At 67.0% G+C, this 13,059-nt stretch carries 12 protein-coding genes; 10 read left to right on the top strand and 2 right to left on the bottom strand.

Translation table 11 applies throughout. The features are described from left to right. Positions 1–99 precede the first annotated feature (99 nt). Together V6B97_RS14470 and V6B97_RS14465 are read left to right on the top strand one after the other, a co-directional pair. Positions 100–3,678 carry a PEP/pyruvate-binding domain-containing protein gene (locus V6B97_RS14470; protein ID WP_333507218.1) on the top strand — a complete coding sequence of 1,193 codons (3,579 nt, stop codon included), beginning with the start codon at positions 100–102 and terminating at the stop codon, positions 3,676–3,678. A gap of 256 nt (positions 3,679–3,934) precedes the next feature. Beyond that, the gene (locus tag V6B97_RS14465; RefSeq protein ID WP_333507217.1) at positions 3,935–4,312 is read left to right on the top strand and encodes a DUF488 domain-containing protein; all 378 of its coding nucleotides are present in this window, start codon (positions 3,935–3,937) and stop codon (positions 4,310–4,312) included. A gap of 98 nt (positions 4,313–4,410) precedes the next feature. On the opposite strand, the gene V6B97_RS14460 is transcribed toward V6B97_RS14465, so the two are convergent. Next, positions 4,411–5,721 (bottom strand): M23 family metallopeptidase, encoded by a 1,311-nt coding sequence (locus V6B97_RS14460; protein ID WP_333507216.1) that lies wholly within the window; start codon positions 5,719–5,721, stop codon positions 4,411–4,413. A 76-nt stretch (positions 5,722–5,797) separates the two neighbouring features. Beyond that, complete coding sequence (locus V6B97_RS14455; RefSeq protein ID WP_333507215.1) at positions 5,798–6,226, bottom strand: CBS domain-containing protein; 429 nt, start codon at positions 6,224–6,226, stop codon at positions 5,798–5,800. A 455-nt stretch (positions 6,227–6,681) separates the two neighbouring features. Here V6B97_RS14455 and V6B97_RS14450 point away from each other — a divergent pair, with 455 nt between their 5' ends. The 8 genes from V6B97_RS14450 (at position 6,682) to fbp (ending at position 12,983) form a co-directional block, all read left to right on the top strand. After that, positions 6,682–7,329 (top strand): protein-L-isoaspartate(D-aspartate) O-methyltransferase, encoded by a 648-nt coding sequence (locus V6B97_RS14450; RefSeq protein ID WP_333507214.1) that lies wholly within the window; start codon positions 6,682–6,684, stop codon positions 7,327–7,329. A gap of 233 nt (positions 7,330–7,562) precedes the next feature. After that, complete coding sequence (locus V6B97_RS14445; RefSeq protein ID WP_333507213.1) at positions 7,563–8,459, top strand: Mrp/NBP35 family ATP-binding protein; 897 nt, start codon at positions 7,563–7,565, stop codon at positions 8,457–8,459. Between the two features lie 180 nt (positions 8,460–8,639). Continuing rightward, a complete protein-coding gene (pgsA, locus tag V6B97_RS14440; protein WP_333507244.1) occupies positions 8,640–9,197 on the top strand; it encodes a CDP-diacylglycerol--glycerol-3-phosphate 3-phosphatidyltransferase in 558 nt (185 codons plus the stop codon). 36 nt (positions 9,198–9,233) lie between these two features. Further along, a complete protein-coding gene (locus V6B97_RS14435) occupies positions 9,234–9,506 on the top strand; it encodes a hypothetical protein (protein ID WP_012611558.1) in 273 nt (90 codons plus the stop codon). A 5-nt stretch (positions 9,507–9,511) separates the two neighbouring features. Next, positions 9,512–9,841, top strand: a complete 330-nt coding sequence (locus tag V6B97_RS14430; protein WP_333507212.1) for an FtsB family cell division protein — start codon at positions 9,512–9,514, stop codon at positions 9,839–9,841. Next, on the top strand, positions 9,825–10,706 hold the full coding sequence (locus V6B97_RS14425) for a tetratricopeptide repeat protein (protein WP_333507211.1): 882 nt from the start codon (positions 9,825–9,827) through the stop codon (positions 10,704–10,706). The genes V6B97_RS14430 and V6B97_RS14425 overlap by 17 nt, the downstream gene beginning before the upstream one ends. A gap of 145 nt (positions 10,707–10,851) precedes the next feature. Further along, positions 10,852–11,817 (top strand): hypothetical protein, encoded by a 966-nt coding sequence (locus V6B97_RS14420; protein WP_333507210.1) that lies wholly within the window; start codon positions 10,852–10,854, stop codon positions 11,815–11,817. Positions 11,818–11,969: 152 nt separating this feature from the next. Next, on the top strand, positions 11,970–12,983 hold the full coding sequence (fbp, locus tag V6B97_RS14415; RefSeq protein WP_333507209.1) for a class 1 fructose-bisphosphatase: 1,014 nt from the start codon (positions 11,970–11,972) through the stop codon (positions 12,981–12,983). The last annotated feature ends 76 nt before the right edge of the window (positions 12,984–13,059 follow it).

Here is a 13,059-nt window from a genome sequence, read left to right as displayed (position 1 = left end):
CGGGTTGACCACCGCGCTTCGGCGCGAGGGACAAGACCGTCGTTTTCGGGTATCGGACCTTCAGGCAAGCGTTTCTATCCCCCACAGGAGGATTCACGAATGGGCAAAACTCCGGTTGAAAAGCCCGCGGCCAAGGCCGCCAAGGCTGGCGCCGAGATTTCCGAACTCACCAAGAAGCTGGTGCTGACCGGCGCCGACATCGTGCGCATCGGCGACGACGCCGAACTGCTGGTCGGCGGCAAGAACTACAACACCGCCATCATCAGCCAGGTGGAAGGAATCCGCGCACCCGAGTTCCGCGCCATATCGTCGCAGGCATTCCACATGCTGCTCGACGAAACCAGGGTCAACGCCTCGCTCGTCCGCGCCACCGTGGACAAGGAATACAACCGCATCGACTGGAACGACCCCGAGATCAACAAGGACTCGGAGTTCCTCCAGAAGTTCGTCCGCAACCTGGCCAAGGAAATCCGCGCCCAGGCATCCGCCAAGCCGGACCAGACCCAGATCAAGCTGCGCACCTTCGTCAACAACGTGGTGGAAGGCTTCGCCACCTCGCCGGAAGGCATCGACCAGTTACGCAAGCGCTCGGTGCTGGTGCAGGCGGGCATCCTGTGCGTGGAACTGCCCAAGGCCGTGGACGAATGCGTGCGCGAGGCCTACCGCTCCATCTGCAAGGAGGCGGGCGCCGAAGACGTGCCCGTGGCCGTGCGGTCCTCCGCCGCCGGCGAGGACTCGCGCAAGAAGGCCTTCGCCGGGTTGCAGGACACCTACCTGAACATCGTGGGCGAAAGCCGCGTGTCCGCCGCCTACCACTGGGACTGCGCGTCGGCCTACAACCTGCGCTCCATGACCTACCGCCGCGAGGCGATCCTGGACGCCCAGGCCCGTGCCGAAGCCACGGGCGACGAATCCATCGCCATCAAGGCCAAGCAGGAATGGGCCATCGAGAACACCTCGCTCTCGGTGTGCATCATGCGCATGATCAACCCGGTCATTTCCGGCACGGCCTTCAGCGCGGACACCGCCACCGGCTGCCGGGGCACCGCGCGCAAGGACCTGGTGGGCATGGACGCCAGCTACGGCCTCGGCGAGGCCGTGGTGGGCGGCATGGTCACCCCGGACAAGTTCTACGTCTTCCAGCGTGACGACGGGCCCGAGGTGGTCATCCGCCAGATGGGCTGCAAGGACAAGAAGATCGTCTACGACGAGAAGGGCGGCACCAAGAAGGTTTCGGTTCCGGAGATCGAGGCCTACCGCTGGTCGCTCTCGCTGGCCCAGGCCGAGCAGGTGGCCAAGGGCGTGCGCGCCATCAGCCGCGCCTACGGCGGCATGATCATGGACACCGAATTCTGCATCGACTCGGCCGACCGGCTGTGGTTCGTGCAGGCCCGCCCCGAGACCCGCTGGAACGAAGAGTTGGAAAAGCACCCGCACACCATCTTCATGCGCCGCCGCGAGGTGGACCCCAAGGCGGCCGCCCAGGCCGAAGTGCTGCTGGAAGGCAACGGCGCGTCGCGCGGGGCCGGGCAGGGCAGGGTGAAGTTCCTGCGCTCGGCGCTGGAACTGAACAAGATCAACAAGGGCGACATCCTCGCCGCCGACCGCACCGACCCCGACATGGTGCCCGGCATGCGCGTGGCCGCCGCCATCCTGGCCGACGTGGGCGGCGACACCAGCCACGCGGCCATCACCTCGCGCGAGTTGGGCATCCCCGCCGTCATCGGCATCCAGCGCCTGGAAATCCTGCGCGCCCTGGACGGCCAGGAGGTGACCGTGGACGGCACCCGGGGCCGGGTGTACCGGGGCATGCTGCCCCTGCGCGAAGTGGGCGGCGAGATGGACCTCTCGAAGCTGCCCGCCACCAAGACCAAGGTCGGCCTGATCCTGGCCGACGTGGGCCAGGCCATGTTCCTCTCGCGCCTGCGCGAGGTGGAGGACTTCGAGGTGGGCCTGCTGCGCGCGGAATTCATGCTGGGCAACATCGGCGTGCACCCGCAGGCGCTGGAAGCCTTCGACAGCGGCGAACTGGACCACGCGGTGCAGGCCAAGCTGCGCGAACTGGACGCCCGCCTGTCCAAGATCCTGCGCGAGCAGCTTTCCGCCGGGCTCATCGCCATCGACATGAAGCTGCGCGAGTACGTGGGGCACATCACCGGCCTGTCCGCCGAGATCGAGGCCCTGGCCTCGCGCGAGAACCTGCGCGGCACCGAACAGGTGCTGGTCATGCACCGCAAGATGCGCGAGCTTGACCACAAGCTGGACGAGCACGTGGAACTGGCCACCCGGCGCATCGACATCCTGAAGACGTCCATCGACCTCGAGGACCACGTGCGCGTGGTCATGGGCTACGACGACCAACTGGCCATGCTCAATGGCATCGACCCCGACACGGTGAAGCGCCGCGCCGAGATCGAGGCCAACGTGCGTGCCCAGGTGGAACGCATCGAGGACATCCCCGCCGTGCAGGACGCGCTGGCCAAGATCGCCCGCCTGCGCCACGAGGTGGGGCTGCGCAGCGGCCTGCAGAAGGAAATGGACGACATGCGCGCCGTGCCGGACAAGATCCGCGCCCTGATCCGCTCGCGCGGGTTCCGCACCGGCAAGGAACACTACGTCCAGACCCTGTCGCAGGGCCTGGCCCTGTTCGCCATGGCCTTCTACGGCAAGGACATCGTCTACCGCACCACCGACTTCAAGTCGAACGAGTACCGCAACCTGCTGGGCGGCAACCTGTTCGAGCAGATCGAGGACAACCCCATGCTGGGCTTCCGCGGGGTGTCGCGCAACCTGCACGACTGGGAAATCGAGGCCTTCAAGCTGGCGCGCGGCGTGTACGGCGGCTGCAACCTGCAACTCATGCTGCCCTTCGTACGCACTCTGGAAGAAGCCCGCTCCATGCGCCGCTACCTGGAACAGGTGCACAAGCTGAAGAGCGGCGTGGACGGCCTGAAGATGATCCAGATGTCGGAAATCCCGTCCAACGCCGTGCTGGCCAAGCAGTTCATCGAGGAGTTCGACGGGTTCTCCATCGGCTCCAACGACATGACCCAGATGGTGCTGGCCACCGACCGCGACAACGCGCGCCTGGGCCACATCTACGACGAGGAAGATCCGGCCGTGGTCTGGGCCATCCTGGTCACCATCTTCACCGGCCAGAAGTGCGCCCGCAAGGTGGGCTTCTGCGGCCAGGGCGTGTCCAACAGCAAGATCCTGCGCGGCCTGGTGGCCATCGCGGGCATCGTGTCCGCCTCCGTGGTGCCCGACACCTACTACCAGACCAAGCTGGACATGGCCGAGGTGGAGGCCGAGAACATCCCCACCTCGGAACTGGGCACCTGGCTGCGCAACCAGCATCTGGCCAACCTGCGCGCGCTGCTGGAGGAAAAGGGCTACGGCCACATCCTCAAGAAGTACACCCACGCCGAAGACCTGATGGACTGGTACGAAGGCGAACTGCGCCGCCTGCACGAACTGCTGCGCGAAAGCCTGGAAACCCCCAAGGAAAAGTTCTACCGCTCCGAGTTGGAACAGTTCCGGGCCACCTTCCACAAGCCGGTCATCTACGCCACCTGGGACTGGGCGGGCACCGTGTCCGACGCCCTGCACCAGGCCGGGTTCGCCAGCTTCGAGGAGCAGGCCAAGGCCCTGGAGGCCCAGCGCGCCAAGAAATGGTAGACGTGGCAGACGTGGCGACCGGTTCCCCACGCCGTGCGGCCCATGCCGCCGGGTAGTGAATGAAAGAATGAATGTACCGACGGGCGGCCTCCGGGCCGCCCGTTTTCCATCGTGCGGCAGGGGCAAGGACACGGGGCAGGGGGGCACGGCGTGAAGTCCGGGCCCATGCAGCCGCCTGCTCTTGCCACGGGCCGTCCCACGTCGCATTTCATGGGGAGCACGACCCCTCAGACCCATCAGGCACAGGAAGGCGACCATGGGCGAACTGCATGTCCGGCGGGTATACGAATCCCCTGATGCGGCGGATGGCGGAGACGGCCTGCGCGTGCTGGTGGACCGGCTGTGGCCGCGCGGCCTTTCGCGCGAGGCGGCCCGCATCGACCACTGGCTGCGCGGCGTTGCCCCGTCCGACGACCTGCGCCGCTGGTTCGGCCACGACCCCGACCGGTGGCCGGAATTCCTGGCGCGCTACCATGCGGAACTGCGCGCGTCGAAGCACGAGGATATGGAGCGACTTCGCCGCCTGGCCGCCGGGCCGGACCGGGTCACGCTGCTGTTCGCGGCGCGGGACGAAGCCCGCAACAACGCGGTGGCCCTGAAGGCATTCCTGGAACAGGAGCAGGGGGGCGGGTAGCACTGGCACAAAAGAAGACGGGGAGCCCTGGGACTCCCCGCCGTGCGTTCATGCGGACTGCCGTCCGGCCAGGCGAAACCGGCCGGGCAGGGCGGGCGCTACTTCAGGCGCGAGGTCACGTTGTCCTCGATCCAGTGCGGGTCCAGCCATTCCACGGGCTGCACCTGCACCCCGCTGACGGTCACCCCGAAGTGCAGGTGGTCGCCGCCGGCCATGCCGGTGGTGCCGGTCTTGCCGATGATGTCGCCCTTCTTCACCTGCTGGCCCACGTTGGCCGAAATCTCGCTGAGGTGCGAGTACAGGGTTTGCAGGCCAAGGCCGTGGTCCACGATCACCAGGTTGCCGTAGATGCCCAGTTGCCCGGCAAAGACCACCCGCCCGCTGTTGGAGGCGGGCACCTCGGCCATGGCCAGCGAGGCGAAGTCCAGCCCCAGGTGGGTCTGGTTGTCCACCTTCTGCCCGTTGTAGATGTAGCTGCGGTTGTCGGCGAACCCGGCCCTGGTGGCCGAGTTGGGCAACTGCTGGAAGGCGCCGTGCCAGAGCATGGCGGGCCCGGTGTCCTTGCCGACTTCCAGCAGCGTGCGTTCGTTGGCCGTGCGCAGTTCGCTGTTCACCTTCAGGAAGCGCTCCAGCTGGGTCATCTCACCGGGCACCTCCTGCTCGAACTCGGGCATCTTGCTGGCCAGGAAGCTTTCGGAAAGATTGATGTTGTCATGCCGGAACGCCTTGTCCAGCGGGCGGATGACCAGGCGGCTGGCCATGGCGTTGCCGGAAAGGTCCACGGCGGTGATTTCCGGGGCGTACTGGGCCACGGTGAGGAAGTGCGGGAAGGCGAAGAAGCAGATGTAGTCGCCGCTGGGCTGCCTGAACCCCGGGAAGTACAGGTCGCCCACCTTCACGCCGGTGCGTTCCACCTCTTCGTTGACCGAGTAGAGGATGGAGCCGGTGCCGCCGCGCCGCACGTAGGGGGGCATGCTCTTCACCGAAACGCGCGGGGGCTGGGTGTCCAGCCGCATGGGGTAGATCCTGGTGGTGGTGTTGCCCTTGCCGAACCCGGCCAGCGAGGTGTCGGTCGCGCGCACTTCAAGGTCGAAGGCCCCGTCCTTCAGGCCCGCGTCCTTCAGGTTGAAGGTCACGCGCTGTTCGCGGCGGCCGTCGGAGAAGGCGCTGTCGAGCACGACCAGCGAGTGGGAATTCTTTTTCACCGTGACGGTGACGGACCGGATGCCCGACTTCTTGTCGCGCAGGGTCAGGGTCAGGTCCTGATGCGGCGAGGCGCGCCCCGTGTCCGGGGAGAGGATGACTTCCGGCCCTTCCATGTCCTGGAAGAGCATGAAGCCGCCGATGCCGAGCAGCCCCAGCAGGGCCGCGAAGACGATCACGATGGAAAGATTCTTTGCTGCAGTCATGTCTCCTGATCCTTTCAAGTGAAAAGCCGCCCTGAAAGCCGGGCGGCTCGTGTCCAAACAGTTGCGCGGCCTGTCGCTAGGGATGCTCTACGGCATCCAGCAGGCTGATGGTCAGCTTCAGGAAGTCCGCCTCGGTCACGATGCCCACCAGCCGGTCGCCGTCGGTCACGGGCAGGCACCCGTACTTGTGGTGCAGCAGCAGTTCGGCCGCGTCGCGCAGCAGGGTGTCGGGGTGCACGCGTACCACGTCGGTGCGCATGATTTCGCCCACGGGGATGCCCGAATCGATCTCGTTCTGCACCGCCTCGTCCACGTCGGCGAAGCGCGAGATGGTGGCGGACAGGATGTCGCGGTGGGTCAGCAGCCCCTGGAAGTCGCCCTTGGCATCCACGATGGGAATGTGCCGGATGCGGGCCAGTTGCATCAACGAGCGCGCCGCCCGGAGCGAGTCGGTCTTCTTCAGGGTGAAGAGGCCGGTGGACATGAGGTCGCCGACGTAGAGCATGGTTTCCCTCGCATGCGTGTTTCGGCAAGTGTCGCATACTCCGCGCATAAGTCAAGCCAGCCGGGGCGCCGTGCCCGATTGGTGGTGGCAGGTGGCGGCAGGCGGCGTTCCGTCGCCCCGGCCTGCGCGGGCGTCCGGATTGACGCCGGGGGCAAAATCTGTTTTCCAAACCATGCCGGGGCCGTATGGACGAGGCGACTCGCAACGCCCGTCCCGACAGTTTGCGCCCTTGTTCCGCCGCTCGCCCGTACCTGGCATTCCGAGCCGTGGCGTTCGCCACCGCGTTCCGCGCCGCCCTGCAAGGCCTGGCGCGCCACGCCGTGCGCGTCGCCGGAGCTGTGGGGGTGCGGCGGCGGCCCGCCGCTCCAGGCGCGCGCCCGTCTCGCCGGGCCGCGAACCGGCGGGCATCCGCGATGCGGCCCCGGCAGGGCACCCCATTCCAGAGAGGACCGCGCATGCTCGACATGAAGCGCAACCGCGAGCGCATGGTGAAACAGCAACTCGAACCGCGCGGCATCACCAACCCGGCCGTGCTCGCGGCCATGCGTTCCGTGCCGCGCCACCTGTTCGTGCAGGAAGCCCTGCGCGCGCAGGCCTACGAGGACCACCCCCTGCCCATCGGGCACGGCCAGACCATCTCGCAGCCGTTCATCGTGGCGCTCATGTCGCAGATCATCGAGCCGCAGGCGGGCCTGCGGGTGCTGGAGATCGGCACCGGCTCCGGCTACCAGGCCGCGGTGCTGGCCGAGATGGGGCTGGAAGTGTACACGGTGGAACGCATCCGCGAACTGCACGCCGCCGCGCGCGACCTGCTGCGCACGCTGAAGTACCGCAAGGTGCGGCTGAAGCTGGACGACGGCACCCTGGGCTGGCCCGAGGCAGCCCCGTACGACCGCATCCTGGTCACGGCGGGCGGGCCCGCGGTTCCGGCCCCGCTCGTCGAGCAGTTGGCCGACCCCGGCATCCTGGTCATCCCCGTGGGGGCCAGCAAGCGCATGCAGGAACTGGTGGTGGTGCGCAAGGAGGGCGGGCGCGTGGTGCGCGAAAGCAAGGGCGGCGTGGCCTTCGTGGACCTGGTGGGCACGCACGGCTGGCGCGGCTGAGCCCCGGTACTGCCTGCCCGAGCCCCGCCGCCAGCCTGGGGCGTGCGTTGCCGCACACACCGCTCCGGCGCATCTCCTTCCGCCCGCGCGCTTTTGCCCTCGCTTTTGCCCTCGCTTTTGCTTGACGGGGCGGCCCGATTCATTACCTTACCGGAGCGGGCCAGCCCCGCCGCACCGCAATTCCCATGGCCCGCCACGCCACCGGCCGGCGGCCACAGACAAGGAGCATCCATATGTCCTCGTGCAGCACCTGCCCCTCGGCCAGGAACAAGGCCGAGACGGGCAAGCCCAGCGCCGGCATGGCCATTCAGGACGAGATCATCTCGTCCACGCTGGGGCGGATCAGATACAAGCTCTTCATCATGAGCGGCAAGGGCGGCGTGGGCAAGAGTTCCGTCACCGTGAACACGGCGGCCGCGCTGGCCGCGCGCGGCTACAAGGTGGGCATCCTGGACGTGGACATCCACGGCCCCAGCGTGCCCAACCTGCTGGGCCTGCGCGCGGGCATAGAGGCGGACGAGCGCGGCGGCCTGCTGAACCCCGCGAAATACAACGACAACCTGTTCGTCATCTCCATGGATTCGCTGCTCAAGGACCGCGACACGGCGGTGCTGTGGCGCGGCCCCAAGAAGACGGCGGCCATCCGCCAGTTCGTGTCCGACGTGAACTGGGGCGACCTGGACTTCCTGCTCATCGACTCCCCCCCCGGCACCGGCGACGAGCACATGACCGTGCTGAAGACCATTCCCGACGCCCTGTGCGTGGTGGTGACCACCCCGCAGGAAATCTCGCTGGCCGACGTGCGCAAGGCCATCAACTTCCTGCAATACGCCCAGGCCAACGTGCTGGGCGTGGTCGAGAACATGAGCGGCCTGTACTGTCCCCACTGCGGCGGCGAAATCTCGCTGTTCAAGAAGGGCGGCGGCCGCGAACTGGCCGAGAAATACGGCCTGACCTTCCTTGGCGCGGTGCCGCTGGACCCGGCCACCGTGGTGGCCGCCGACCGTGGCGTGCCCGTGGTGATGCTGGAGGAGGATTCGCGCGCCAAGCAGGGCTTCCTGGAATTGGCCGACAACATCGTGGCCGCGTCCGAAAACAGCCTGGAAGCCGTGGCCAGCACCCACGCCTGATTCGCGGAGCAACGGCGGGGCGTGCGAAGCCGCGCGCTCCGCGCCCATCATGTCCATGGCCCTCTTTCGCGCCCCAGCGCGGCATCCATGCCGCCGCACGGTGCCCATCCGCCCTTTGCCAGCGCGGCGAAGTGTGCTAGGAACACCCTCATGACGCAGCAACCAAGCCCCCTCAAGCGGATGTTCAACCTCGCCAACCGCATCACGCTGGCGCGCATCTTCATCGTGCCCGCCATCGTCGTGCTGATGATGTTCCCCGGCCGCATCACCTGCCTGGTGGCCGTGGTGCTGTTCGCGCTGGCCTCGCTGACCGATGTCATCGACGGCCACATCGCGCGCCGGGCGAACATGGTGACCAGCTTCGGCAAGTTCCTGGACCCGCTGGCCGACAAGATCCTCATCGGTTCGGTGCTGATCATGCTGGTGGAACTGGGCTGGATCGCCGGGTGGATCGCCATCGTGATCATCGCGCGCGAACTGATGGTCACCGGCCTGCGGGCCGTGGCCGCCGACGAGGGGTTGGTCATCGCCGCCGACAAGTTCGGCAAGATGAAGACCGTGATGCAGATGTTCGCGCTGGTGCCGCTGATGCTGCACTTCCCGTGGTTCGGGCTGGACCCCAACCCCGCCGGGCAGTTTATGCTTTACATCGCGTTGTTTCTCACGGTATTTTCCGGCTTCAACTACCTGTATACATTTTACGGAAACTGGCTCAAGGAAGGCGCCGGACGGGCCTAGCCCGCAGCAGCGGGTCACATGGCCGGAGACGCATTCATGCAGGATCACGAGGGACTGCACAGCAGGTTGAAGAACTGCCTGCAGACCATCCTCGAGTTGGAGCCGGACCTGGAACGGCTGGAGCTTGGGGGCGAACTGATGCAGGAGTTCACCGTGCTCAAGTCGTTCATGGAACGGCTTGACGCCGTGCTGCTGGACGAGGACGACGTGCGCCGCATAGAGCGGGCCACGGCGAATTTTCTGGAAGAACTGAAAGGGCCGGTTTCCGCCATGCGCCGACGCGGCGAGCAGCGTCGGCTGTTGCAGTGACCGAGATGTTCTGGCGCCGCCTGCTCATCGGCCTTTCCCTGGCCCTCAACGTCGTCCTGCTGTACCGTCTCGTCTGGAGCGGGCAGGGCATAGTGGCGTACAAGGCGCTGAAGCAGCAATGCACCGCCATGGAGGCCCGGCTGAAGGACCTCGACGCCCGCAACCTGGCCCTCAGCCGCGAAATACGGCTCTTGCAGGCGGACGGGAAATATGTCGAAAAGATGATCCGCAAGCGGCTGAACTTCGTGAAGGACAACGAAATCCTCTACATCTTCCCCGAGACGCAGGCGGAAGCGGCCACACCGGGAGCCGGATCTGATGAAGGCAAAAATTGAGTGGTATCAAGAGGTACTTGAACTCGAACCGAGTTCGAAGGTCTTTTTTCCGCTCGCCCGCCTGCTGGCCGAAAACGGCCAACCCGATGACGCCATAGCCACCCTGCGCCAGGGGCTGGACCGCCATCCCGAATTCATCGAAGCCCGCCTTTTCCTCATCGAACTGCTGCACGCCAGCCACAGGGACGACCTGCGCGACGGCGAAGTGGGCAAGCTGGCCCGCCTGCTGGGCGCATATCCCGGCTTCTGGGATGCGTGGAGCGCCTGCCTTGCCGCCGGGGACAAGGGCCGCGACACCGCGCTGGCCCTGGCCTTCCTGGCCGCCTCGTTCCGTTCCGGCGCCCAGGGCGCGCTGTCGTGGACCTCGGTGATCGAGCACGGCCTGCGCGCCATGCTCGGCGGCAACGGCGCGGACCCCGCGCCCGTCTTCACACCCACGGCTCCGACCGTTCCCCCTGTTTCCCCCGCTTCCCCCGTTTCCACAGCCGCGCCGCAGGCCGTCTCCGCTCCTTCCGCTCCTGCTCCCGCCGCTCCGGTGGCGCCCGACGCGCCCGATGCTCAGGACGAGGAAGAAGAACATTTTTCGCTGCGTACCCGTTCCATGGCCCAGGTGCTCGCCGAACAGGGTGACCTGAAGGGCGCCCTCGACATCTACGAGGAACTGCTGGCCGCCGCGGGCAGCGACGAAGAGCGCGCCGACATCGCCGGCGTGATCCAGGAACTCACCAACCGCCTCAAGTCCGCAGGGGAGGGAAGCCAGCGGCAGCAGGCGGCCGACGAGGGGCAGCCCCTGCAGGGCAAGCACAAGCTCATCCACATGCTCGAATCGCTGGCCGAACGCCTGGAGGCGCGGGCCCAGGGGTAGCGGGCGACGCAATCCGTATCGAACCCACGCGCGGGGATACCGCGCGGCAGCCGTGCGCGTCCTTCAGAAGTGAAGGAAGAGTGGGGCCACGCCCCGCGCCAGGCGGACTGCCGCAGATCGCAACGATCCATTCAGGAGAAAGAGAGTGCAGCGAGTCAACAAGGCCGCCTGTCTGCTGCTCGCGCTGGGCGTGCTGCTGGCGACGGGGTGCAAGCACGAGGCCAAGGAGTACTGGAAGGACACCCGCCGGTACTACCGTGAATATCTGAATACTCCCGCCAAGCTCGACCTCGAGGACAAGGGGGAGGTGGAACCCGCCGAAGCCCGCCTTGCCGAAGGGTTCGCCGGCATCGACATCCAGTTGCGCGCCCTGGAACGCGCCCTGGAAAACAGCGACCGCAGGCCCGACACCGAATGGGCCAGGCAGATGTTCCAGCGCTTTCCGTGGATCAGCGGCCTTGCCGCCGTGGACAACGAAGGCCACGTCATGGCCCAGCAGCCCGAGGCGGCCATGAAGCCGCTGGACTTCGCCCCGCTGCTGGAGGAAGACGCCAAGCAGAACATGCGCGCCCTGCGCGGCTACGTGCAGGAAACGCCCCTCGGCCCCGAAGTGTACGTGGGCGTGCCGGTGTACAGCGGGTCGGACTTCCGGGGCCTGGTCATCGCCCATTTCGACATCCGCGCCCTGCTACCGTATTCGTCGAGCCCGGCGGACCTGATGATCGCCGCGCCCGGACAGGTCATGTGGCCCGGCCGCTTCGACGCCGAGGCCACCCCCATCGCCTCCACCGACTGGGGCAGCGTGGTGACCAAGGAAGTCTACGGCTCCGTCTCCAACGCCAACGGCGATTTCTACTGGGTGTCGCGCTACCTCGGCAACCTGCCGCTGGTCTTCGCCGTGCCCGAGACCGGCAGCTTCCCCGAAAAGCCGGAGCAGCTCGCCATCCTCAAGCAGGCCGCGTCGCTGGGTTCGGCCAGCGCTTCCCACGAGCCTGTGACCGAGATCCAGCCCGCCTACCCCGAGCTTGACGAATCCGAGGGCAGCATCCTGACCCAACCCGCGCCGCAGGCGTCGGACGAGCAGAAGGTCAAGGAAGAAGCCATCCGATAAGGTTCGCGTCGCGCCGGGGCGTGCCCGTTCCCGCCGTGCGGCGGGCGGCGCGTCCCGGCGCGCGCCGTTTCTGGCCTTTCCCCATCCGCCGGGCGCATCGCCCGGAAATCGCCACACCGCGCCGCACGGACGCGGTCCCGCCAGGAGCACTCATGCCAGAGGTCACCGTCACCGAACACCTGCTGCTGCACCAGAAGCGTTCGCCCGCCGCCACCGGCCAGTTCACCACCCTGCTGAACGACCTCATCCTGTCCGCCAAGATCATCGCCCGCAGCGTGAACAAGGCGGGCCTGCTGGACGTTCTGGGCGGCACCGGCGAGGTCAACGTGCAGGGCGAGAACGTGCAGAAGCTGGACGAATTCGCCAACCGCGTGCTCATCTACCGCATGGAGCGCTCCGGCGCGCTGTGCGCCATGGGCTCGGAAGAGAACGCCGACGTCATCCGCGTCTCCGAAAAGCTCGTCCGGGGCGACTACATCCTCATCTTCGACCCGCTGGACGGCTCGTCCAACATCGACGTGAACATCAACGTCGGCACCATCTTCTCCATCCTGCGCCGCAAGTCGCCCTCGGGCGACGACGCCACCATGGAGGACGTGCTCCAGGCCGGCACCGAGCAGGTGGCCGCGGGCTACATCCTGTACGGCCCCTCCACCATGCTGGTCTATTCCACCGGCCAGGGCGTGCACGGCTTCACCCTGGACCCCACCGTGGGCGAATTCCTGCTCTCGCACCCCGACATCCGCATCCCCGAGCGGGGCAAGATCTACTCCGTCAACGAATCCTACTGGCACTACTGGGACGAGCCCACCCGCGAGGCCGTGGGCTACTTCAAGGGCACCGCCAACGAACGCGGCAAGCCCTATTCCCTGCGCTACGTGGGCTCGCTGGTGGCCGACTTTCACCGTACCCTGCTGTACGGCGGCATCTTCATGTACCCCATGGACCAGCGCGACCCGCAAAAGCCCCAGGGCAAGCTGCGCTTGCAGTGCGAAGCCTCGCCCCTGGCCTTCCTGGCCGAGCAGGCCGGGGGACTCGCCACCGACGGCACCGGCCGCATCCTGGACATCCGGCCCCAGGTGCTGCACGAGCGCGTGCCCCTGTTCATCGGCTCGCGCCACGACGTGCAGGCCGTGACCGACATCTACACCCGTCGGGCGGGGTAGGGCGGAGCGGCAGCCCAAATATTGGGGGAGGGAGGAACCCCATTTACAAAAAGGGGTACTCCCACCCCCCAAAGGA

It is taken from the genome of Nitratidesulfovibrio sp. 1201_IL3209 (assembly GCF_036763125.1).
In the GTDB taxonomy this organism is placed as follows: domain Bacteria; phylum Desulfobacterota; class Desulfovibrionia; order Desulfovibrionales; family Desulfovibrionaceae; genus Cupidesulfovibrio.
Note: the sequence above shows the minus strand (reverse complement) of the source record. Positions and strands in the feature narration are given on the sequence as shown.

Coding starts and splice junctions, on each gene's coding strand:
- V6B97_RS14465 (WP_333507217.1), top strand. CDS start 3,935: ATGGGCGAACTGCATGTCCGGCGGGTATACGAATCCCCTGATGCGGCG.
- V6B97_RS14470 (WP_333507218.1), top strand. CDS start 100: ATGGGCAAAACTCCGGTTGAAAAGCCCGCGGCCAAGGCCGCCAAGGCT.
- V6B97_RS14455 (WP_333507215.1), bottom strand. CDS start 6,226: ATGCTCTACGTCGGCGACCTCATGTCCACCGGCCTCTTCACCCTGAAG.
- pgsA (WP_333507244.1), top strand. CDS start 8,640: ATGTTCAACCTCGCCAACCGCATCACGCTGGCGCGCATCTTCATCGTG.
- V6B97_RS14450 (WP_333507214.1), top strand. CDS start 6,682: ATGCTCGACATGAAGCGCAACCGCGAGCGCATGGTGAAACAGCAACTC.
- V6B97_RS14445 (WP_333507213.1), top strand. CDS start 7,563: ATGTCCTCGTGCAGCACCTGCCCCTCGGCCAGGAACAAGGCCGAGACG.
- V6B97_RS14430 (WP_333507212.1), top strand. CDS start 9,512: ATGTTCTGGCGCCGCCTGCTCATCGGCCTTTCCCTGGCCCTCAACGTC.
- fbp (WP_333507209.1), top strand. CDS start 11,970: ATGCCAGAGGTCACCGTCACCGAACACCTGCTGCTGCACCAGAAGCGT.
- V6B97_RS14460 (WP_333507216.1), bottom strand. CDS start 5,721: ATGACTGCAGCAAAGAATCTTTCCATCGTGATCGTCTTCGCGGCCCTG.
- V6B97_RS14425 (WP_333507211.1), top strand. CDS start 9,825: ATGAAGGCAAAAATTGAGTGGTATCAAGAGGTACTTGAACTCGAACCG.
- V6B97_RS14435 (WP_012611558.1), top strand. CDS start 9,234: ATGCAGGATCACGAGGGACTGCACAGCAGGTTGAAGAACTGCCTGCAG.